Genomic DNA, 22,027 nt, shown 5'->3' with positions numbered 1-22,027 from the left:
GAACATGTCGGAGGAAATCCTGGACCCCACCCTGCTGACCCTGCTCGCCTGCCCGCAGGACAAGGGTCCGCTGCAACTGGTCCGCACGGAGAACGGCGACCCGGTCCTCTACAACCCCCGCCTGCGCATCGCCTACCCGATCGACAACGGCATTCCGGTCCTGCTGGCCGACGAATCCCGCCCGGTCACCGACGAAGAGCACACCGCCTTCCTCGCCCAGGCCTGAAAGTACGGCGGCTTCGCACCCTTGCCGGGGGATAACCGCCGCAGCCCGTCCTGCCGTATCCCCGCTAACCGAGATCGCCGGTGAAGTAGCGCTGCAGGGTGGGGCCGACCGCCTTCGCGAGCTCTTCCACGGGCATGGAGGCGATCGGGTCGAGGTGCAGGAGTTTGCGGGTGACCAGGAGTCCGGCCAGTTGCGAGGCGGCCAGGACCGAGCGTTTGAGGCCGGTGCCCGGGGGTGAATCCACCCGGGCGCGAACGTCTTTCAAGACGATTTCGAGCAGGAAGCTGCGGGCCAGGGCGGGGTCGGCACTGGCGAGCAGGGTGCGGAAAGCCGCGACCGCGGGTACGCCGACGGGGGAGTCCCATACCGTCACGACCGCGCGAATCAGGGTCTCGCCCAACTCATCCAGGGGTGCGGCGGCGACCTGCGCCAGCACCACATTCGGGTCGATGGGGAGTTCCAGTGCGGCGGTGAACAATTCCTGTTTGGTGCCGAAATAGTGGTGCACCAGTGCGGGATCCACACTCGCGGCCGTGGCGATCGAGCGGATCGAGGCCCGGTCGAAACCCACTTCGGCGAAGCGCACCCGAGCGGCGTCGAGAATCGCCTCCCGGGTGCCGGAGCGGCCGGGACGCCGACCACTCCGGGCATTTCCGCCGACACTCACGCGGTACGCCGCCGTAGCGTCGCCGCACCCAAACCCAATGCGACACAGGCAAATCCGGCCACCACCGCCAGATCCCGCCACATGATGCCGGTGACCCCGGTATGCGTGGACACCTGCTGCAGCGCCTCCACCGCATAGCTGAGCGGCAGCACATTGCTGATGGCCTCCAGCCAGCCGGGCAGCTGGCCACGCGGAACCAGCAGTCCGCAGAGGAAGAACTGGGGTAGGACGATCACGGGCATGAACTGTACGGCCTGGAATTCGGTGCGCGCGAAGGCGCTCGCCAGCAGCCCCAGGGCCACCCCGAGTACCGCATCGACCACGGCGATCAGCACCACGAGCAGCGGACTGCCCGCCGCGTTCAGGCCGAGCAGCCAGAACGCCACGACACACGCGATGACGGCCTGACCCGCCGCGGCGATGGAGAACGCCGTGCCATACCCGCCGAGCAGGTCCAGCTTCGACAGCGGTGTGGTCATGAGCCGCTCGAGCGTCCCCGAAACTCGTTCGCGCTGCATGGCGATCGCGGTAATGAGGAACATGACCACGAACGGCAGCACCCCGAGCATGGTGATCCCGACCCGGTCGAACAGCCGGGGCTGTCCGGGCATCACCGGATAGTTCTTGTACACGAAGTACAGCAGCGTCATGAGCAGCGCCGGCACCAGCAGAATCATGGCCACGGTGCGGCGGTCCGCGCGCAGTTGGCGCAGAATGCGCACGGTGGTGGCGGCATAGCAGCGCAGCGGCTTCGGCCCGGCCGGGCGCGAAAGGGTGGCGGTCACAGCTGTTCTCCCATTCGGATGAGCGCCAGGAAGGCATTCTCGAGACTGGATTCGCCGGTGTCGGCGCGTAATTCGGCGGGACTGAGCTGAGCGAGCAGATGCCCGTCGCGCATGAGCAGCAATTGATCGCAGTGCTCGGCCTCATCCATGACATGGCTGGAGACGATCAGGGTGCGGCCCTGCTTCGCGAGTGCTTGGAACTGTTCCCAAAGATCCGCGCGCAGTACCGGATCGAGGCCGACGGTCGGCTCGTCCAGCACCAGCAGTTCCGGATCGGCGACCAGCGCGCAGGCCAGCGACACCCGCGTGCGCTGCCCGCCGGAGAGTTGATTGCCGCGATTCCCGGCATGCTCGCCCAAACCGACCGCGGCAATGGCGGATTCGACATCCCCGGCCGAACATCCGTACAGCGCACCGAAGTACGAGACATTGTCGGTGACGGTCAGATCGTCGTAGATGCTCGGCGCCTGGGTGACGTACCCGACCCGGCGGCGTAGTGCGGGCGACCCGGCCTCATCGCCGAGCACCCGCACGCTGCCCGCGGCAATGATCTGCGTACCCACCATGGCACGCATGAGCGTGGTCTTCCCGCAGCCGGACGGCCCGAGCAGTCCGGTAATGCTGCCTTTCGGCACGGTCAGCGAAATATCCTGCAGGACTCGACGTCCGCCGCGATCCACCCGCAGGTGCTCGATCGCTATGGCGGGCGCTGGGCTCGGTGCCGTCACTGGGGTCACCCTCAATTCATCGAGTGTTGAATTCACTACGTGATGAATTGTGCGCCCGGCCGAGGTATCCGCGCAAGACCTCGGCGCGTGTCGAATTGAAAAAGCGTGTCACCGCAGCTAGCGGCGACACGCTACAGGCTGTGCGGGTATGGCGTCAGTGCCCGGCGTGCTCATGCGCGGGCGGCTGCCCCGCCTGCTGACCGGGCTCGACCACCACGAATTGGCCCATCATGCCCATGTCCTCATGCCACAGCAGATGGCAGTGGAACATGTACGGCGCATTCGGATCGGCGGGCCCGTCGAACCGCAGCGCCAGCTTCACCACCCCGCCCGGCGGTACGAAGACGGTGTCCTTCGGCCCGCGCAGCGCGGGCGGCGGTGCGTGCCCATCCACCTCGACCACCGCGAACCGCACATCGTGCACGTGGAAGTTGTGCGGCGTCCCGTCGGCATTGCGCACCACCCAGGTCTCGGTGCTACCCCGCGTGACGGTGGCATCGATGCGATCCATCGCCATCGCGCGGTCGTTGATCTTGCCGAAAGTCAGCGAGAAGTCCCGCTCCCGCACCGAATCCGCCACATTGGGCAGTTGGTCGGCAACCAGCGTCGCCGGCAGTGCGGGGGAGGGCCGAAGTGTCTGTGCCGCACGAAATTCCAGCAGATCGAAGCGGTCATCGCCGCCACCGAACCGCTGCCCGAGGAAGTCCAGCCCCAGATCGACGTGATCACTGCGCAGCGTCACCCGCTCACCCGGCTGGAACCGCACCACGATCTCCGCGCGCTCGCCGGGCGAAAGCTGAACGTTGCCAAGACTTTCCGGCTGCGCCAGCAGGCCACCATCGGTCCCGATGAGCGTGAATCGCCGATCATCGGAGAACCCGAAGTTGTAAATCCTTGCGGTGGAAGCGTTCAGCAGCCGCAACCGCACCAATTCATCGCCGACCGTCTTGTACGGCGCGAGCACACCGTTCACCATGGTCCGATCCCCGAGCACGCCGATATCGGTGAATGTTCCACGCCCGGTATCGAATTGCCCGCCCTTGAACTTCACGTCCTGCACCATGACCGGCACATCATCGACGCCATAGTTATGCGGTAGCGCCTGCGCATCGCTCGCATCGTCATTGATGATGAACATCCCGGCGAGTCCACGCCGTACATGAGATTCGGTGGCACCGTGCGGATGTGGGTGATACCAGAGCGTCGCCGCCGCCTGATCGACCCTCCATTCGGGCGTCCACGTAGCCCCGGGTTGAACCATCTGATGTGGCCCACCATCCATCGCGGCGGGCAGATGCATCCCATGCCAATGCGCCGTCGAGGCTTCCTTCAGCCCATTGCGCACTTGCACGCGCACCTGTTCCCCGCGCCGCGCCCGCAGCGTGGGCCCGAGGTAATCCCCATTGAATCCCCAGGTCTCGGTGGCCTGACCGGCCCGGAATTCCCGTGTCCCCGAACGCATATCGAGCTGGAACACGCGCGTGCCATCCGCCTCGACCACCGACGAGGCCAATGGTGGAACGCTCATCTCCCGCGTGAATTCGACTCTCCCCACCGTCGACACGTCGGCGCGCGAGTAGATCCACCCCGCACCGCCGCCCACCACCAGCGTCACCGCGAGCACAATCCCGCTGAGAATCAAGAGAATTCGCCGCATTCGCGACCTGCCAACCGCCATACACCGAAGTTAGAGATCCCGGCCCACCTCCCACATCAGGTACCACCCCCATCTCCCACCCGACTCCACCCCCACCCATCCCCGACTCGCGAGTGTGTACTCCGGGCGGGTAATCCCGACATTTCGCCGCCGTGACTGCACACTCGCCGGGCGTCAGCGGAATCCGGGATACCGGCTGGTCGGAATGGTGAATGGGCCGGTGACCCTTTACGCTCTCCGGCGTGACCAGCGATTACCCCAGCGCGGCCGAGTATGCGGCCGAGGGCGGCCAGGTGCGCGCCTCCACTCTGGAACTCTTCTTCGACCTCGTCTTCGTCTTCACCATCACGCAGTTGACACATGTCTTCACCCATCACCCCGGATGGCAGGCACTCGCACAGGTGGCGCTCATGTTCGGCGTCATCTGGTGGATGTATGCCGGATATGTCTGGCTCACCAATGAGGTCGCACCGAACAGCTCCAACCGCCGCACCTGGCTGCTGGTCGGCATGTTCGGCTTCTTCGTGCTCGCGCTGGCGATACCGGGGGCCTTCACCGGCTCGGGCCTGGCCTTCGGCCTCGCATATATTCTGATCGTCGCGGTGCACGCCGCCATGTTCGCCACCTCCGGGGCCGAAGGCTCGGCCGCGATTCTGCGCATCGGCCCGTTCAACGCACTCTCGGCGGGCCTGGTACTGGCCGGCGGCATTATTCACGGCTGGCCGCGATATCTGCTGTGGGCCTTGGCCTTCGGAGTGCAGATCATCTCGCCGTACCTGGTCCACGGCGGCGGATTCGTGGTGCGGGTCAGCCACTTCGTCGAACGGCACGGCCTGGTGATCATTGTCGCGCTCGGCGAATCCGTGGTGGCGCTGGGCACCGGGCTCACGGGGCAGGACATCACGGTCCCGCTCGTCGCCACCGTCGCGCTCGGCCTCACCCTGGTCTATGTGCTGTGGTGGGCGTTCTTCGGCATCGATGACGAACGCGGCGAGCACGTGCTGGAGTCGCTGCCCACCGTCGAACGAACCCGCGCCGCGGTTTACGCGTACGACTACGCCTTCTACGCGCTACTGGTCGGCATCATTCTCGCCGCCGCGGGCATCAGCATGACCATCGCGCACGGCAATGAACCCGCGAGTACCGCTGCGGCACTGGCTCTTTCCGGTGGTGTCGCGCTGTACTTCCTCGGCCAGTGCATTTTCCGCTGGGTGCTGGGTCTGCCGCGGCCCTGGTTCCGGCTCGTCGCCGGGCTCGCGGTGCTGGCGACGGCACCGATCGGCGTGCTCTGGGTGGCGTGGGGTCAGCTCGCCGTCCTGATCGTGGTCGGCTACGGGTGCGTCATCGTCGACGATATCCTCAGCATTCGCGATGGCGAAGCGGGCAAATACGTCAGTCGCTCCGGGTTCGGGGCTCGCCGCCCGCGCGGATAGTCGCGCCGTCCCGGTGACCAAACGCTGACGAATCCGCGCCACGCCGGGTACGGGCGGGGCTGTTCGGAGAAGTGCGGCCACAATCGACGGCATGACGTGGAACCTCAGCGGCCGGTCGATCGGGAGGGCCTGATATGCGGGTATTGCTCACGGGCGCGGCCGGATTCATCGGCTCGCACATCCATCGCGCGCTCGCCGATGCCGGGCACGAGGTGATCGCCGTCGATCTCATGCTGCCCGCCGCACACGGCTTCGACGCCACCCCGCCGCCCGGTGTACATCGGCTCGACGTCCGTGACCCCGAGGCTCTCGATACCCGGTTGCGAGGTATCGACGCCGTCTGCCATCAGGCCGCCGTGGTCGGCGCGGGCGTCAGCGCACAGGACGCGCCCGCCTACGCCGCCCACAATGACCTCGGCACCGCCGTGCTACTGGCCGCCATGGACCGCGCACGCTGCCGTCACCTGGTGCTCGCCTCCTCCATGGTCGTCTACGGCGAGGGCCGATACCGCGACACCCCAGCCGATTTCATCCCCGGCCCGCGGTCGCGGACCGACCTGGACGGCGGCGTGTTCGACCATCGCGCACCCTCCGGTGAACCCCTGGACTGGACCCCCATCGACGAATCCGCCGCCCTGCACCCGCGCAGCCTCTACGCGGCGAGCAAAGTGGCACAGGAGCATTACGCTCTCGCCTGGGCCACCGCGACCGCCTCCACCGTGACGGCCCTGCGTTACCACAATGTCTACGGCGACGATATGCCCAGGGACACACCGTATTCCGGTGTGGCAGCCATCTTCCGCTCCTCCCTGGAGGCGGGTGAATCTCCCCGCGTCTTCGAAGACGGCCGCCAGGCACGGGATTTCGTCCACGTCCGCGATATAGCCGCCGCCAACGTCGCCGCCCTCACCCACCCCCTGGCCCCCTTCACCCCCTTGAACATCGCCTCCGGCCATCCCATCACCATCGGCGAGGTAGCCGCCATCCTCGCCACCGCCGCCAACGGCAAACCCCCGGTGGTGACCGGCGAATACCGCTCCGGCGACGTCCGACACATAGTCGCCAGCCCCGAGAAAGCCCACCGCACACTGGGTTTCACCGCCGCCATCACCCCGCAGGAGGGCCTCACCGATTTCGCTCACGCCCCGCTCCGCGCCGCAGCAGGTGCGGGTGCCCCCACCTGGCGGTGACCGATGCTCAGTTGGCGTCGGTGAGCAGTGGTAGCCGGACCTGGAATCGTGCGCCGTGCTCGCGGTTCTCCGCGCTGATGTCCCCATGGTGGGCTTCGACCAGCCCCGCCGCGATGGCCAGACCCATGCCGCTGCTACTGCCGAGGTCATCGGCAGAGGGGGAGCGGGCCGAGGTGCCACGATAGGCGACCTCGAAGATTCGTGGCAGATCGGCCGGGGCGATTCCGGGTCCGGTGTCCTCGACAGCGGCCCAGGCGTGCCCTTCCTCGGTCCCGGTGGAAATATCGATGCGCCCACCGGGCGGGGTGTGCGCGATGGCATTGGCGACCAGGTTGGTGAGCACCCGGCTCAATGCGTGATCGCTGCCCGCCACCACGATTCGATCCCCGGGCTGCCGGGCCGCGAGGGTCACCATGGCGCGCTGCGCGGTCGGCTGATTGGCCGCGAGCACCTCGTCGATGAGCTCGCGCAGATCCACCGGTTCGAGGGTCAAGCGCAGCGCTCCCGAGTTGATCTTCGACATCTCGAACAGGTCATCCACCATGGTCGAGAGCCGATTGGTTTCCCGCACAATCTGATTCGCGTACCGCTCCACATCCGCCGTCTGCGCCACCACCCCATCTGCCAGGGCCTCGCCCATGGCGCGAATACCGGCGAGTGGCGTGCGCAGGTCATGACTCACCCACGCCACCAGCTCCCGCCGCGAGCGTTCGGCCGCCCGCTCCTGTTCCAGCATCTCGCGCTCCCACACCGTGGTTCGCGCCTGCGCTCGCCCGAGCAGAATGGCCGCGGGCACCGTCACCGCCGTGACCACACCCAGCACGACGGCGAACTTCTCGAACTCGTCGGTGAACATGAGCCCACTCACCGCCACCACCCCGCACAGTGTCGCGAGTGTCGGAATCAGTACCAGCACAGCCATACTCGTGGTCATGGCGCGATTGCGCAGATAGCGCATGAGCAGCGCGCCCAGCACCACCACCGGCAGCGAGGCCGCCAGTGCGTACCCGATCAGCCCGGGCATATCAGTCGGCACGGCCATCCTCCTCGGAATCGATACGGCCCCAGGCATATCCGCGACCCCATACGGTGTCGATGCGATGCGCCGCACCGAGTTTGGCGCGCAGCCGCTTGATATGCACGGTCACGGTGGATTGATCACCGAACGTCCACCCCCACACCTGTGCGAGCAGCTCGTCCCGGCTGAACACCCGCCGCTGATTCGACAGCAGGAACACCAGCAGATCGAACTCCCGCGCCGTCAGATCCACCGGCACACCCGCCACGGTCACCACCCGCGCGGACCGCCGCACCTCCACACTTCCGCTGCGCAGCACCTGATCTCCGGCGACGGCGGCCGGATTCGCCCGCCGCAGCACCGAGGCGACCCGCAATGCCAGCTCGCGTGGACTGAACGGCTTGGTGACGTAATCGTCTGCCCCCGCCTGCAATCCGATCACCCGGTCATCCTCGTCGCCGAGCGCGGTGAGCAGAATGATCGGCGTCCTCGGCCGCGGCCCGGATCGCACCGCGCGGGTCAGATCGATCCCATCCGGCGGCGGCATCATCACATCCAGTACGGCCAGATCGATATCATTGCGCGCCAGCACTTCCGCGGTCGCGGGCCCGTCGGCGGTCTCGATCACCTCGAGCCCGTCCCGTTCCAGATACCGCCGAACCACTTCGCGGACAACGGGATCGTCATCGGCCACCAATATGCGCATATGTATCACCAATTCGTCAGAATGGAATGAACCAGCACCAGGCCGCCCACCGCCTGCACCGTCAACCAAACCCGCACATGTCGTGCGGGTAGTAGCGCGGCCCCCGCCAGCACCCACACATCGAACGGCAACCAAATCCGTTCCGTCTCAGCCTTACTCAACCCACTGAGATCGGCCAGCAGCAGCGCCGCCACCCCGGCCGCCGCGACCAGCGCGACCGGATCTACGTCGGTGCGCCAGCGCCGCAGTCGATCCATACCGGCGGCAGCGACCCGCGAGAATGCGAACACCTCGGCGTGGGCGGCGCTCTGCTCCGACCGCGCGGCCCGGACCGCAGTTGGTCTGGTAGTAGCCGAAATCGGTGCGGGCACTGCCGAGCCCGCACTCGATGGTGCCGGCGCCGATTCGGTGCCCGCCGTCGTAGCGGTCGCGGGAACCAGCACGAGTGGATCGGGCATCGGCGATGCGGGCGTGGATGATTCGGTCGTGGCCAGCCGATCTCGCCTGCCCCACAGCGCTTCGAACCGGAGCCCGCGCGCGACGCGGTGCACGGCCGCTACCGGCGCGAGCCCCACCGCGCACACGGTCGCGGCGAGATTGGCCCACACCCAGTAGGAGTACGGCCGGTCGCTCGCGATGCCCTGGTAATACCGTTGCACCACAAGGTGATAGCCGTCCAACCACCAGAACCCGGTCGCTTTGAACGCGGCCACTACCAGCAGCACGCCCGCGAGTGCGGGCACGGCCGGTCGCAGTGTTCGCGCCATGAGTACGGCCGCGGCCGGAACCGCCATGAGTACCAGCCCGTAGCTCAGGAATATGCCGAAACCGAACAGCAGGCCCGCACCCGAAGCGGCGACCACTTGGTTCCGCTGCTGCCGGGTGGCAATGGCCAACAGGGCCACCGCCCAAGCGGTTACGCCCGCGAACAGCGCATCCGCCGCGACCGCGATCCAGATCGCCGCCGGAGCCAGCGCGAGAAACGGCAGCGCCGCCCGCGCCCGTCCTTCTGCGGCACTGGCGTATTCCCTTGGGGCACTTGAGCTTACGGCTACGGCCATCGTGCGGCCGGAGCCGCCGCCGATTCGTCCTGGGCGACCGGGCGTTTCGCCATTGGCGGTGGGGGCTCCGAGCGCGCGGATAGCCACAGGAACCGCCACCGCCGCACTGCCTCCGACGAGTACGCACAGCAGGGCCGCCCATGCGCCACCGCCCAGGCCGATACGGTCCATCAGGACAAAGGTCAGCAGCGCCCCCGGTGGGTGACCGGAGACGTGGGTGGTCCACGAGTCCGGCTGGAAATCGAGTATGCGGCCGGAGAATCCGCGCAACATGGCGGCGATATCGTGCACGCCGCCGACCTCGTGCAGATATTCGTCGCGAGTGGTGAGCCGACCGGCGAACCCACGCTGCCAGCCGTCGACCATGGCCAGGGCGAAGGCCCAGGCCACGGCCGTCACCCAGGTGAGTAGCAGGGCGCGCCGCCAGGGGAGTCGGTGCGCGAGCTCCGGGCCGTACACGATGACCGATGCCGCGATACCCACGGCGGGTGCGGTGCCCCAGCCGATATGCGGTAGCCAGTTCCCGAAGATCGGCGCGGCGCCGGCGAACAACCGCCCGCGCGCCTGATCGCTGAGCATTCGCGGAACCAGGAAAGCGGTCGCGACGAGCACCGCTCCGGCCGCCGCGCAGTACACATCGGCTCGACTCGCCAGGCGGCATGGGGGAGTCGGGACAGGGGCTTTCCGCACGGGATCCACCCTAGGCCGCAACACCCCCCGATCCCCGGCGAAATGAGCGTCGGTCCAGGTCTCGTCATACTTTTGTCACCGGTCACTTCCGGTGAAAACGCGCTGTTCGGCTCTACGGTCATGGGGTGACCGAATCCAAGGTGGAACGGGGAGTCACCGTCGTGATCCCGTGCAAGGATGAAGCGGGCGCACTGCCCGGCGTACTCTCGGCAATCCCTCGCGACTACCGGGTGATTGTGGTGGACAACGGCTCCACCGATGCCACCGCCGCCGTCGCCAGACTCGCCGGAGCGACGGTCGTCGCCGAACCCGAACCCGGCTACGGCAGCGCCGTCCAAGCGGGCGTGCACGCCGCCCGCACCGAGGTGGTGGCGGTACTCGACGGTGACGGCTCCATGGATCCGCGTGAATTGCCCGGCCTGGTAGCCGAACTCGGCCCCGACGTCGATATGGTCGTCGGCCGCCGTCGTGCGCACCGCGCGGGCGCGTGGCCCTGGCACGCCCGCCTGGGCAATCAACTCGTCGCCGCCCGGTTGCGGCACCGCTACGGCCTGGCCGTTCACGATGTGGCCGCCATGCGCGTGGTGCACCGTGCCCGTCTGCTCGATCTGGGTCCGCTGCACAGGCGCTCCGGCTATCCACTCGAATTGCTGGTCGCCGCAGCGCATTCCGGCTGGCGACTGGTCGAACGTGACATCACCTACCGGCCGCGTACCCACGGCCGATCCAAGGTTTCCGGTTCGTGGCGCGGCACCGTGCGCGCCGCCAAAGACTTCTGGAGCGTCCGATGAGGCCAGGCTGTATTCCCGCCACCCTGCTCGTCATCGCGAAGGCCCCCATCGCGGGCTTCGCCAAAACCCGCCTGACACCGCCGTTTTCGCCGCGCGATGCGGCCAGGCTCGCCGCCGCCGCACTGCTGGACACCCTGATCGACGTGCGCGCCAGTGGTATCCAACATCGCATGGTCGCCTGGACCGGCAACCTCGCCGAAGCCCAGGAGGCCGATACCTTGGCCGATACCCTGCGTGACTTCACCGTGGTTCCCCAGCGCGGCAACACCTTCGGCGAACGCCTCGCCAATGCCCATGCCGACGCCGCGCACTTCGGCCTCCCCGTCCTGCAGATCGGTATGGACACGCCGCAGGCCGGACCCGAACTCCTGGCCCGCTCGGCCGGCCACCTCGTCTCCAGCGGCGACGCCGTGCTCGGCCCGGCCGCCGACGGTGGTTGGTGGGCACTGGGTTTGACCGACCCCCGCCCCGCCCGCCTCCTGACCGAGGTACCCATGTCCACCTCCCGAACCGGCGACCTCACCCGAGCAGTCGTGCGCCGCTGCGGATACCGAGTCCACCGCCTCCCCATCCTCACCGACGTGGACACCTACGACGACGCCGTCACCGTCGCCGCCCACTCGCACGGCAGCTTCGCCGCCACCTTCGGCCTCCTCACCGCGGCCGCCACTCCCGCCCTGCTGTAATCCCATGCCCACCGACCCGCCTCCAGCCGAAAACGACTCCGTCCCAATGGAGAAGAGCGTGCAACCTCGCGACAGTGGCGAACCCTCGGCAGCGCAGGAGAGGGCGAGTACCCCTCCTGTATCCGCTGCCGAGATTGCGGCGGGCCCGGTGACACCCGACTCCGACCGATCCGCCATCCCGGCAGTATCGGACGGCGAAGCGGTGGGATCCGAAGCCGCGCGGTCCTTCTCGAATCCACCCGGGTCCGCGCGACCGGGTGATCGAAAATATCTCGGTGGGCGGACGCACCTGCCCGCGTTGTCGGCGACCCTGCTGCTGCGGAGTCCATCGCCACTCAGATATCGCGGACGCGTGGCCCGGCGGTGGCGGCGCGGGTGGGGATCGCGCTCGGGATAAGCATTACCGTCTGCTTCCTGACCGGGCTGATCAGTCATTGGATTCAACATCCGCCGACCTGGTTCTACTGGCCCGCCAATCCGGTGTGGCTGTATCGGGTAACCCAAGGCGCACATGTGATTTCCGGTGTGATCGCCATTCCACTGCTGCTGGTCAAATTGTGGTCGGTGTACCCGAAGCTGTTCGGCCGCCCACTGATCGGCAATCCGGTGCGCATGCTCGAGCGCGGATCCATTGCGCTGCTGGTGGGTTCGGTCATCTTCCAGCTGGTTACCGGGCTGTTCAATACGGCTCAGTTCTATCCGTGGAAGTTCTTCTTCACCACAACGCATTACGCCATGGCCTATGTCGCGGCGGGCGCACTGGCGATCCACCTCGCGGTGAAGCTGCCGATTGTTCGCACGGCCTCGAGCCGACCACTCGCCGAGCGGCCGGAACCTGTCGCATCACAACCGGATGAGGCGTACGCGGAGACTGTGAAGACGACCGCGGCGGGGAAGGGCGCAGAGAGTTCCGGCGGTCTCTCGCGCCGGGCGGTACTGGGCACGGCCGGGCTCGCCGCCGTCGTCGCGGGTCTCGCGGTGGCGGGCCAGACCATCCCCTTCCTGCGCTGGGTGTCGGTGCTCTCGCCGCGCAGTGGTGAAGGCCCCCAAGGCGTTCCGATCAACCGCACCGCCGCCGACGCCGGAGTGGGCGACCGCGCGCGCGACCCCGGCTACCGGCTCATGGTCACCGCGGGCGGTAGGAAACGCGAATTCACCCGCGCGGATCTCGCGGCACTCCCGCAGACCGAGGCGGTGCTTCCCATCGCCTGCGTCGAAGGCTGGAGTGCCTCCGCCCGCTGGTCCGGTGTGCGCCTCCGCGATCTCCTCACCGCCGTCGGCGAATTCCACAGCGGTGATGTGCGTTTCGAATCGCTGGAACCCGGCGGCCTCTACCGCACCTCGGCCCTGCCCAGCCGGCACGCCGTGGACGCGTCCACCCTCGTCGCCTTGCGCCTCAATGGTGAGGACCTCACCGTGGACCACGGTTACCCGTGCCGCCTCATTGCCCCGAATCGCCCGGGAGTCCTGCAAACCAAATGGCTTTCGACCATCGAGGTGCTCTCGTGACCGTCATTCGCGTGCTGCTCATCGCGCTCGGGCTGTGGCTCGGCTGGTACGGCATCAGCCTGCTGCTGGATATGAATCCGGTGGATCTGCGCTCGGTCGCCCTCTGGTTCGCGGGCGGAATCCTGTTGCACGACGGCGTATTCGCGCCGATCGCGGCAACTCTCGGCGTGGCCGCCCGCCGCATGCTCCCGGCATCCTGGTGGGCTCCGGTCGCCTGCGGCGCGGTCTGCACCGTCACGCTGCTGCTCATCGCGGTCCCGGTAATCGGTCGCGCCGGTGCACTGCGCACCAACCCGACCATCCTGGACCGCGATTACGTACTGGGACTGCTCATTTCGATCGCGATGGTGTGGGCGCTGGTCATCGCCATCACGATTCGCCGCACCCGCACCACCCCGGCCGAAATCAGCTGATCGTCAATTCCGTTCCGGCACAGCGCAACCGTCCGGCCCGCACGCCTCGGCCTCCGCGGATCCGGCCAGCGTCACCAATTTCGGCGCATGATCACTCCACGCCTGTTCGAGGGCCTGCGCGAACACCTCGGGCGGTTGCGCACCGGAAACCCCGTACTTGCGGTCGATTACGAAGAACGGCACACCCCGCGCCCCGAGCGCAGCCGCCTCGGCCTCATCGGCCCGCACCGCCTCGGCGTAGGCATCGGGGTCGTCGAGCACGCCCCGCACCGCCGTCTCCTCGAATCCGGCCCCCACCGCGACCTGAACCAACCGCTCGGCATCCCCGAACAGTGGCGCGTCTTCGGCGAAGTTCGCGGCGTACAGCGCATCCAACAGCGCCTCCTGCCGCCCCTGCGCCAGCGCGAAGTGCAGCAGCCGATGCATATCGAAGCTATTGCCGAAGTCGCGCCCGGAGGTCTGGTACGTCAGCCCGGCCGCCTCGGCCTGCGCGCCAATACCGCGCTCATTGGCCGCGGCCTGCGCCTCGCTGATCCCGTACTTCTCGGCGATATGCGGCACCACCGCGGCACTGTGCGCACGCGGCAGCGTCGGATCCAGTTCGAAGGATTTATGCACCACGCGCACATCGTCGCGGTGCGCGAACGCTTCGAGGGCCTCCTCGAACCGCCGCTTGCCCAGATAGCAGAACGGGCAGTTGATATCGGTCCAGATCTCGACCTGTACGGCCATCACACCTCACTCGACAGCGGAAACTCGCAGGCCGGAGACCCGGCCACCGGAAGGTACCAACCGGTATCACCCGCCGAAGATTCCGCCGTGACCCAGTTCACCGCGGGCGGCTGTCACGTTCGCGCACCCTGTTCTGTCTCATAGCCGCACTCCGCAAACATGACTTCCGAACGCGAGGCCCGGTAGATATGAATGCCATGCAGGATCGCGATACCGACACGGACCCCTTCGTCGAGCACCGCCGACTGCTCTTCGGCACCGCGTACCAGATGCTCGGTACCGTGACCGACGCCGAGGACATCCTGCAGGACGCCTGGATCAAATGGCATGCCACAGACCATGATTCGATCGAGCACCCCAAGTCGTACCTGGTCCGCGCCATAACCAATCTGTGCCTGAACCGGCTCACCTCCGCCCGCGCCACCCGCGAAACCTATGTGGGCCCGTGGCTGCCCGAACCGCTCCTCACCACCACCGATGCCGCGCAGGAGTCCGAAATGGCCGACACCGTGTCGACCGCCATGCTGGTGGTCCTGGAAACCCTCACCCCGGTCGAGCGCGCCGTCTTCGTGCTGCGCGAGGTCTTCGGCTACTCGCACGCCGAGATCGGTGGCTTCCTGGACCGGCCCGAAACCACGGTCCGGCAGATCTCGCATCGTGCGCGCAACCATGTGCACTCCCGCCGACCGAGATTCGACGCCGATGACACCGCGCGCCAGGACATCACCCGCAAGTTCATGGCCGCCTGCCACGGTGGTGATCTCAATGCCCTCATGGAGCTGCTCGCACCGGAGGTGACGCTCTGGAATGACGGCGGCGGCAAGGTCACCGCCGCGCGCCGCCCGCTGCACGGCCCGGACCACGTGGCGCGCTGGATGCTCGGCGTGCTGGCCAAGCCGATCTGCGCGGGCATCTACTTCGAAACCGCGGTCATCAATGGCGAACTCGGCATGGTCGGCAAGATCGGCGACTATGTCATGGGCGTGCTCACCTTCGACCAGGTCGATGGCCGCATCGAGAATCTGCGCTTCCAGGTAAATCCGGACAAGCTCGCCGGTCTGCAGCCGGCCGGTGTCGAAATCCCGCAGCCCACAACGGATTAGCGAGACGGTAACCGGGCAGGTCTATGGCCGACGGCATACGCCAGTCCGTGCGCACCCGCTGCCATCGCGTGCCAATCTCGCTGCGATGGCGCGTCACCGGTAGCAGGCGCGCGCTACGCTGGCGCGGCTCAATCCGGGGGGATGTTTGTTTCCTCGGTCGAAAACCGTACTGCTAGAAGGATTCCGAATGCGTTTTGGGGGAACCCGACCTGCCCTGATCGGCCGGTCCGTCGCGCTGGCAAAGCGTTCCGCACTGCCCGCCCTGTTCGCCGCGATGATGGGCGCGGCCGCCTTCACCTCGGCCCCGGCCACCGCCGCGCCGGTCCTCATGGAGGCATCCTGCCCCGCCGCCGACTATGAGAACGTCGACGGCAATTGCGTACAACGCCCGATCCAGTCCGACACCGCGCCCAACGGAGCCACCGCCCGCTGCGGCGACGGTACCTACAGTTTCAGTCAGCACCATCGCGGCACCTGCTCGCACCACGGCGGCGTCTCGCAGTGGCTGTAACCGGCTGACCGGTCCGCCGTCCCGAGTCCACGCCCGGGACGGCGCTCCGGAACAATGGCCTGTCGTGGATGCCGAACAACTGGCCGTCGAACCCTTGCGCGCCGCCCGGCGACTACTCGGCGCGACCCTGTGGTCCGGACCCGTCGGCCTGCGCATTGTCGAGGTCGAGGCCTACGGCGGCGATCCCGCCGGCCCCTGGCACGACCCCGCCGCGCACTCCGGCCGCGGCCGCACCCCACGCAATGCGGTCATGTTCGGCCCGCCCGGCGTGCTGTACGTCTACTTCAGTTACGGCACGCACACCTGCGTGAATGTCGTCACCGGGCCCGATGGGACCGCGAGTGCCGTTCTCATTCGTGCGGGCGAGATCACTGCCGGACACGACGAAGCGCGCGCCCGGCGCCCGGCAGCGCGCACCGATACCGCACTCGCCAGAGGCCCCGGCAATGTCGGCAGCGCCCTCGGAATCACATTACGCGACTACGGAATCGACCTCTTCGACCCGAAATCGCCGATACATCTCCAGCTCGCACCCGAAATTACCGACCCCGCAATGATTTCCGCCGGACCCCGCGTCGGCGTGAGCCTGGCCGCCGACCGCCCCTGGCGACTCTGGCTTACCGACTCACCCGCCGTCTCCGCCTACCGGCGCAGCCCGCGCGCCCCACGCCTGGACCGCCCCGCCTGATAACCGCCGCACAACAGCGGATCCGGCAAACCCGCCCCCAACCCGGTCTACCGTGGAAGGGGACAGTGCCGTACTAGGGGGTCGTCCATGTTCGAGCGTTTCACCGATCACGCCCGCCGAGCTGTCGTGCTCGCTCAGGACGAGGGCAAGCTGCTCAATCACGACTACATCGGCACCGAACACCTCCTGCTGGGAATACTTCGCGAAGGCGAGGGAGTGGCCGCACGGGTGCTCGCCGATCTTGCGGTCGACCTGAAGGAAGTGCGCGATCGCGTCGAGACGATCATCGGGCGCGGCGCGCACGAACCATCCGGCCATGTTCCCTTCACACCGCGCGCGAAACAGGTGCTCCAACTGTCCCTGGAGCAATCAATCCAGTTGGGACACCGCGAGATCGGGACCGAACACCTGCTACTCGCCTTGATCGTCGAGGGCCAGGGCGTCGCCGCCCAGGTCCTCAACGCAATGGATGTACACACCGCGGCGGTGCGCGCCAGGGTACTCGAATTGCACACCCCCGCAGTGGATTCCGCGGCGGCCAGACCTGTGCGAGGCCCCAGTCTCATCGAACAGCGCATTGCCGCGCTCGAACGCCGCGTCACCGAATTGGAGCAGCGGCTCGCCGGAGGTCGCGACGAAGGCTGATCACGCCATCGAATCGGCCTCGTACACCTCGGCATACAGCTCCCGCAGCCTCTGCGCCGATACCTCGGTACCCGTGCGATCCAGGTATCGCTGCACATGCCGGGCGAATTCGATCTGCGTGCGCCGCGACATCTCGATCCCGTACTCCTGCTGCAGCAGGTACGCGATACCACCCTTGCCGGACTGCGAATTCACCCGGATCACCGCATCATAGGATCGCCCCACATCGGCCGGATCTATCGGCAGATACGGTATCTGCCAAGGGATTTCACGCTCGGGCAAACCCAACCGCTGCGCTCGCGCCCGATGCTCGGCGAACCCCTTCTTGATGGCGTCCTGATGCGTCCCCGAGAACGCGGTGTACACCAGATCACCGGCATAGGGATGCCGGTCGTGAATCGGCAGCCGCGTGCAGTACTCCACGGTCTCGCGCACCCGGTCGATATCGGAGAAGTCGATCATCGGATCCACGCCCTGCGCATGCAGATTCAGCGCCAGCACGGCCAGATCCACATTGCCGGTGCGCTCACCATTACCGAATACGCAGCCCTCCACCCGCTGCGCCCCGGCCAGCACCGCCAGCTCCGCACAGGCGATACCGGTGCCGCGATCATTGTGCGGATGCACCGACAGGATGACGCTGTCCCGGCGCGCCAGATTCCGGTGCATGTACTCGATCTGATCGGCGTACACATTCGGCGTCGCCACCTCGACGGTCGCCGGCAGATTCAGCACCACGGGGCGCTCCGGACGCGCATCCCACAACGTGGTGATCCGATCGCAGATGTCCAGCACGAAATCCGGTTCGGTCAGCATGAACACCTCCGGCGAGAACTGGAACCGCACATTCGGCAGATCCCCTGCCAGCTCCAGAATGTCGCGCGCACCCGCCATGATCAGCTCGGCCACGTCCGCGCGGGACGCACCCAGCACCACATCCCGCCAGGTCGGCGCGGTGGCGCAATACATGTGCAGGACAACATCATTGGTGATTCCGCGCACCGATTCCACGGTCCGCTCGATCAAATCCCTTCGCGCCGGGGTGAATACGACGATCGACACATCCTCGGGGGCCAGCCCCTCGCTGCCGATCAACCGCACGAAGTCGAAGTCGGCCTGCGAGGCGCTCGGATACCCGACCTCGATCTCCTTGTAGCCCATGGCCACCAGCATTTCGAAGAACCGCCGCTTGCGATCCGGGTCCATCGGCTCGGTCAGGGCCTGATTACCGTCCCGCAGATCCACCGGCACCCACAGCGGCGCTTCGGTGATGCGATTGTCCGGCCACTGTCGTTCGGTCAGTGGTACCGAAACACGTTGGTACACATCGCGATACCGATGTGACGGCATGGCGGAGGGCTGCTGACGATTCCAGTTCTGGGAAGAAAACACGGTTTGCTGTCTTTCGCGTCGGAAGGCAGACCGGCGCAGCATCTCAACCCGCGGGCAGGGTGCCGGTCGTTCAAACCCCGCCGCGGCGAAGAAGGAGAAGCAGCACACCCTGAGTCATGTCGCCTAGACTAGATGGCAATCACTCCTCAGACAAGTAGAGAGGCAAACCGGATATGCCCCAGGTCCAGCGTTACCCACTCGCCGCCCAAGCCGCAGAGGTCCTACTCGATCGGCTGCGCGCGGGGGAGTGGGAGCTCGGCCACCGGCTACCCGGCGAGACCACCCTGGCCGCGCAACTCGGCGTCGGCCGCTCCACCCTGCGTGAGGCCATCCGCGAACTCGCGGGCAAAGGCGTCCTCGAAAGCCGCCAGGGTGCCGGCGTTTTCGTCACCGCCCTGGATGTGACCGAAGACTGGGACGCGGTGCTACGGCGCGCCGACATCACCGCCGTCATAGAGGCCCGCATAGCCATCGAGGCCGAAGCCGCCGCCCTCGCCGCCGAACGCCGCACCCCCGCGGACCTGCGAAACATATTGCGCGCCCTCACCGCTCGCGCCGAGGCAGCCGATTCGGCGGGGGCCCTGGTCGATGCCGATACCGCCTTCCATCGCACGATCATCGTCGCCGCGCACAATGACATCCTGCTGGAGATGTTCAACGCCTTCGTTCCGCGCCTGCGCCGCGCCATGATCGACATGCTCCGCATCAAACCCATCGCGAACCCGGCCGCCGACCATGACGCGCACGAAGACCTCTATGTAGCGATCCGCGCGCGCAAGCCGGAGGCCGCGACCACCGCCAGCCGCATCCACCTCACCTCCCTGAAGACCGCGCTCACCTGAAGAATCAGCCACTGAGCAGGCAAAACGCGGTCGTTGAAAATTTCTCCGCCGTCGCCGATGAGTTTCCGCAACGGGCCCCGTCTGTACCAATGACCGAGTTCAACCCCGAACTCGCAAGCCCCAGAAGGAAACTCGACATGACCGCCACCACCGCCTCCGCCCTGACCCTCTCCGCCACCACCCCCGGCAAGACCCGCAATCGCGTTCTGTGGACCCTGCAGATCGTGTTCGGCCTCTTCTTCATCATCGCCTCGGGCCTGCCGAAGCTGGTCGGCCAGCACGACGCCGTCGAGGCGTTCCGGACCATCGGCTGGGGTGACTGGTTCCGCTACTTCACCGGCGTGGTCGAGGTCTCCGGCGGCATCGGCCTGCTGGTTCCCCGCCTGACCGGCCCGGCCGCCGCCGGCCTGTCCATCACCACCGTGCTGGCCGCCCTCACCCAGATCTTCCTCCTGGATGCCCCGGCCCTGGCCCCCTTCCCGCTGATCCTGGCGGTCATGTTCGCCTGGATCGCCTACGAGCGCCGTGCCTCCTTCGCCACCTTCACCAACCTGCTCGAGCACTGACCTCTTGAATATTGCTTCGACGCAAGATCCGCCTCCGAGGACGCTCGGAGGCGGATCGGTCGCGTGCGGATGAGAGCGGCGACGCCCTCATCCGTTTCTCGCGTTCGCAGGCGGGGCTTGCTCGCGAGCTGAGAACGAAGTGATCCGGCCGGCCCCGGTCCTCTCGACACGCTGTCGAGAGGGCCGGGGCCGACCTGCTGGTCAGCGGGCATCCCAGGTGCGGAAAGATAGGTGAGCGTGAACGGCGACATCATTGATGAACTGACTTGGCGCGGATTGATCGCGCAGTCCACCGATCTGGACGCTTTGCGTGCGGAACTGGCCAAGGGGCCGATCACCCTCTATGCCGGATTCGATCCCACCGCGGCGAGCCTGCATGCCGGGCACCTGGTTCCCCTGTTGGCGCTCAAGCGTTTTCAGCGCGCCGGCAATCGCCCCGTGGTGCTCGCGGGTGGAGCCACCGGCCTGATCGGCGATCCGCGTGACGTGGGCGAGCGCACCATGAACTCCACCGACACCGTGGCCGAATGGGCCGGGCGCATCCGCTCCCAGCTCGAGCGGTTCGTCGATATCGACGATTCGCCCACTGGCGCCATCATCGCGAACAATATGGATTGGACCGGCCCGCTCAGCGCGGTCACCTTCCTGCGCGATATCGGCAAGCACTTCTCGGTGAACGTCATGCTGGCCCGGGATACGGTCAAGCGCCGCCTGGAGGGCGACGGCATGTCCTACACCGAGTTCTCCTACATGCTGTTGCAGGCCAACGACTTCCTGCAGTTGCGCCGCAACCACGGCTGCACGCTGCAGGTCGGCGGCTCCGATCAGTGGGGCAACATCATCGCTGGCGTGGAGCTGAACCGCCGTGTCGACGGCGAGCACGTACACGCCCTCACCGTCCCCCTGGTGACCTCGGCCGATGGCAAGAAGTTCGGCAAGTCCACCGGTGGCGGCAGCCTCTGGCTCGATCCGGAGATGACCAGCCCCTACGCCTGGTACCAGTACTTCGTGAATACCGCCGACGCGGATGTGGTCCGCTACCTGCGCTGGTTCACCTTCCTGTCCCGTGAGGAACTGGACGAGCTGGAGGCCGCCACCGCCGAGCGCCCGCACGCCCGGGAGGCGCAGCGCCGGCTGGCCGCGGAGATGACCACGCTCGTGCACGGCGAGGAGCACACCCGCTCGGCGCAGCTGGCCAGTACGGCCCTGTTCGGTCGCGGTGAACTCCGCGATCTGAACGAGTCGACCCTCGCCGCCGCACTGACCGAGGCCGCGGTGGACGGCAAGGTCGCCGAGGCCGGCGCCGAATCGACGATTGTCGACCTGCTGGTGTCCAGCGGCCTTTCCGAAAGTCGCGCCGCGGCCCGTCGCGCTGTCAATGAGGGTGGCGCATCGGTGAACAACGAACGCGTCTCCGACCTGGAGTGGACCCCCTCGGACTCCGACTACCTGCATGGACGCTGGCTGGTCCTGCGTCGCGGCAAGAAGAACTTCGCGGGCGTCCGCAAAGCCGATTGATCTTGTTTTCCATGACCTGGGTCACAAATCAGTGGCCCAGGTCGGGAAACGGCCGGTCGCGCGCCCTTCCGACCTGCGACGACACGACCGTGACCAGGCGATTTGACGTTCCGTTTCCCGCCACGTAACTTATTCCAGGTCAGAGCGACACGGACACCGACCGGATGCCAAACGCCCAGCTCAGAAGCTGGAAACGAGGATCCGGAAACGAGGTAGTACGAGGAGCGCCTGGCGGCCTGCGAAACGATCCGAACCCGGGGCTTGACTCTGTGGGACTCGGCCGTTAGGCTGGAAAAGTTGCCCCTTCTGAGAGCCGATAAAACGGCCGGATGATTTGTGCGCCTGTTCTTTGAGAACTCAATAGTGTGTCGATGAATGTCAGTGCCAATAATTTATTGGTTCCGGCCTTCCACACCCCCGTGTGTGAAGGTTGGACATTTAGTCAGCAAATACTTTTTGCTGGCGTTTGA

Annotated in this window: 21 protein-coding genes and 2 pseudogenes; 14 read left to right on the top strand and 9 right to left on the bottom strand. The window is 66.9% G+C overall.

What is annotated here, in order from left to right; genetic code table 11:
* Positions 1-4: 4 nt before the first annotated feature.
* A complete protein-coding gene (locus GFY24_RS20795; protein WP_153806755.1) occupies positions 5-226 on the top strand; it encodes a Trm112 family protein in 222 nt (73 codons plus the stop codon).
* Positions 227-290: 64 nt separating this feature from the next.
* Here GFY24_RS20795 and GFY24_RS20790 read toward each other — a convergent pair whose 3' ends face one another.
* From GFY24_RS20790 to GFY24_RS20775, 4 genes are all read right to left on the bottom strand, one after another.
* Positions 291-893 carry a TetR family transcriptional regulator gene (locus GFY24_RS20790; RefSeq protein ID WP_309231112.1) on the bottom strand — a complete coding sequence of 201 codons (603 nt, stop codon included), beginning with the start codon at positions 891-893 and terminating at the stop codon, positions 291-293.
* On the bottom strand, positions 890-1,678 hold the full coding sequence (locus GFY24_RS20785; protein WP_309231111.1) for an ABC transporter permease: 789 nt from the start codon (positions 1,676-1,678) through the stop codon (positions 890-892). Before GFY24_RS20785 ends, GFY24_RS20790 begins: the two co-directional genes overlap by 4 nt.
* On the bottom strand, positions 1,675-2,406 hold the full coding sequence (locus GFY24_RS20780; RefSeq protein ID WP_309231110.1) for an ABC transporter ATP-binding protein: 732 nt from the start codon (positions 2,404-2,406) through the stop codon (positions 1,675-1,677). The genes GFY24_RS20785 and GFY24_RS20780 overlap by 4 nt, the downstream gene beginning before the upstream one ends.
* Positions 2,407-2,560: 154 nt before the next feature.
* Positions 2,561-4,063 (bottom strand): multicopper oxidase family protein, encoded by a 1,503-nt coding sequence (locus GFY24_RS20775; protein ID WP_153806753.1) that lies wholly within the window; start codon positions 4,061-4,063, stop codon positions 2,561-2,563.
* Positions 4,064-4,305: 242 nt separating this feature from the next.
* Here GFY24_RS20775 and GFY24_RS20770 point away from each other — a divergent pair, with 242 nt between their 5' ends.
* Together GFY24_RS20770 and GFY24_RS20765 are read left to right on the top strand one after the other, a co-directional pair.
* On the top strand, positions 4,306-5,496 hold the full coding sequence (locus GFY24_RS20770; RefSeq protein ID WP_309231109.1) for a low temperature requirement protein A: 1,191 nt from the start codon (positions 4,306-4,308) through the stop codon (positions 5,494-5,496).
* 134 nt (positions 5,497-5,630) lie between these two features.
* A complete protein-coding gene (locus GFY24_RS20765) occupies positions 5,631-6,686 on the top strand; it encodes an NAD(P)-dependent oxidoreductase (RefSeq protein WP_153806752.1) in 1,056 nt (351 codons plus the stop codon).
* A gap of 7 nt (positions 6,687-6,693) precedes the next feature.
* Here the strand turns inward: GFY24_RS20765 and GFY24_RS20760 are convergent, their stop codons facing one another.
* From GFY24_RS20760 to GFY24_RS20750, 3 genes are read right to left on the bottom strand one after another with little or no spacing between them, the layout of a single operon-like run.
* A complete protein-coding gene (locus GFY24_RS20760) occupies positions 6,694-7,728 on the bottom strand; it encodes a HAMP domain-containing sensor histidine kinase (protein ID WP_153806751.1) in 1,035 nt (344 codons plus the stop codon).
* On the bottom strand, positions 7,712-8,410 hold the full coding sequence (locus GFY24_RS20755; RefSeq protein ID WP_153806750.1) for a response regulator transcription factor: 699 nt from the start codon (positions 8,408-8,410) through the stop codon (positions 7,712-7,714). The genes GFY24_RS20760 and GFY24_RS20755 overlap by 17 nt, the downstream gene beginning before the upstream one ends.
* A gap of 5 nt (positions 8,411-8,415) precedes the next feature.
* Positions 8,416-10,161, bottom strand: a complete 1,746-nt coding sequence (locus GFY24_RS20750; protein WP_309231107.1) for a hypothetical protein — start codon at positions 10,159-10,161, stop codon at positions 8,416-8,418.
* Between the two features lie 125 nt (positions 10,162-10,286).
* Here GFY24_RS20750 and GFY24_RS20745 point away from each other — a divergent pair, with 125 nt between their 5' ends.
* The 4 genes from GFY24_RS20745 (at position 10,287) to GFY24_RS20730 (ending at position 13,560) form a co-directional block, all read left to right on the top strand.
* Entirely contained in the window at positions 10,287-10,952 is a 666-nt protein-coding gene (locus GFY24_RS20745; RefSeq protein ID WP_309231106.1) for a glycosyltransferase family 2 protein, read from the top strand.
* Complete coding sequence (locus tag GFY24_RS20740) at positions 10,949-11,638, top strand: DUF2064 domain-containing protein (RefSeq protein WP_153806749.1); 690 nt, start codon at positions 10,949-10,951, stop codon at positions 11,636-11,638. Before GFY24_RS20745 ends, GFY24_RS20740 begins: the two co-directional genes overlap by 4 nt.
* 375 nt (positions 11,639-12,013) lie before the next feature.
* Positions 12,014-13,147, top strand: a complete 1,134-nt coding sequence (locus GFY24_RS20735) for a molybdopterin-dependent oxidoreductase (RefSeq protein WP_309231105.1) — start codon at positions 12,014-12,016, stop codon at positions 13,145-13,147.
* Positions 13,144-13,560, top strand: coding sequence for a hypothetical protein (locus tag GFY24_RS20730; protein ID WP_309231104.1), 417 nt, complete (start codon positions 13,144-13,146; stop codon positions 13,558-13,560). The genes GFY24_RS20735 and GFY24_RS20730 overlap by 4 nt, the downstream gene beginning before the upstream one ends.
* Positions 13,561-13,563: 3 nt before the next feature.
* Here the strand turns inward: GFY24_RS20730 and GFY24_RS20725 are convergent, their stop codons facing one another.
* Positions 13,564-14,292: a DsbA family oxidoreductase gene (locus GFY24_RS20725; protein WP_153806747.1), complete on the bottom strand. Its 729-nt coding sequence runs from the start codon at positions 14,290-14,292 to the stop codon at positions 13,564-13,566.
* Positions 14,293-14,480: 188 nt separating this feature from the next.
* Here GFY24_RS20725 and GFY24_RS20720 point away from each other — a divergent pair, with 188 nt between their 5' ends.
* From GFY24_RS20720 to GFY24_RS20705, 4 genes and pseudogenes are all read left to right on the top strand, one after another.
* A complete protein-coding gene (locus GFY24_RS20720) occupies positions 14,481-15,395 on the top strand; it encodes an RNA polymerase sigma-70 factor (protein ID WP_228566513.1) in 915 nt (304 codons plus the stop codon).
* 187 nt (positions 15,396-15,582) lie between these two features.
* The gene (locus GFY24_RS20715) at positions 15,583-15,906 is read left to right on the top strand and encodes a DUF3761 domain-containing protein (RefSeq protein WP_153806746.1); all 324 of its coding nucleotides are present in this window, start codon (positions 15,583-15,585) and stop codon (positions 15,904-15,906) included.
* Positions 15,907-15,970: 64 nt separating this feature from the next.
* Positions 15,971-16,594 (top strand): DNA-3-methyladenine glycosylase, encoded by a 624-nt coding sequence (locus tag GFY24_RS20710; RefSeq protein ID WP_309231103.1) that lies wholly within the window; start codon positions 15,971-15,973, stop codon positions 16,592-16,594.
* Between the two features lie 87 nt (positions 16,595-16,681).
* Positions 16,682-17,104 (top strand): annotated as a pseudogene (locus GFY24_RS20705) (Clp protease N-terminal domain-containing protein); the annotation flags it as partial.
* Between the two features lie 156 nt (positions 17,105-17,260).
* On the opposite strand, the pseudogene GFY24_RS20700 reads toward GFY24_RS20705, so the two are convergent.
* Positions 17,261-18,589, bottom strand: a pseudogene (locus GFY24_RS20700) (2-isopropylmalate synthase); the annotation flags it as partial.
* Between the two features lie 215 nt (positions 18,590-18,804).
* Here GFY24_RS20700 and GFY24_RS20695 point away from each other — a divergent pair.
* The 3 genes from GFY24_RS20695 (at position 18,805) to tyrS (ending at position 21,557) form a co-directional block, all read left to right on the top strand.
* Positions 18,805-19,473, top strand: a complete 669-nt coding sequence (locus tag GFY24_RS20695; protein WP_153806744.1) for a FadR/GntR family transcriptional regulator — start codon at positions 18,805-18,807, stop codon at positions 19,471-19,473.
* A gap of 137 nt (positions 19,474-19,610) precedes the next feature.
* Positions 19,611-20,039 (top strand): DoxX family protein, encoded by a 429-nt coding sequence (locus GFY24_RS20690; protein ID WP_153806743.1) that lies wholly within the window; start codon positions 19,611-19,613, stop codon positions 20,037-20,039.
* Between the two features lie 237 nt (positions 20,040-20,276).
* Positions 20,277-21,557 (top strand): tyrosine--tRNA ligase, encoded by a 1,281-nt coding sequence (tyrS, locus tag GFY24_RS20685; protein WP_309231165.1) that lies wholly within the window; start codon positions 20,277-20,279, stop codon positions 21,555-21,557.
* Positions 21,558-22,027: the final 470 nt, after the last annotated feature.

It is taken from the genome of Nocardia sp. SYP-A9097 (genome assembly GCF_009649815.1).
Classification (GTDB): domain Bacteria; phylum Actinomycetota; class Actinomycetes; order Mycobacteriales; family Mycobacteriaceae; genus Nocardia.
The sequence above is the reverse complement of the archived record's forward strand: the minus strand, read 5'-3'. Positions and strand labels throughout refer to the sequence as shown.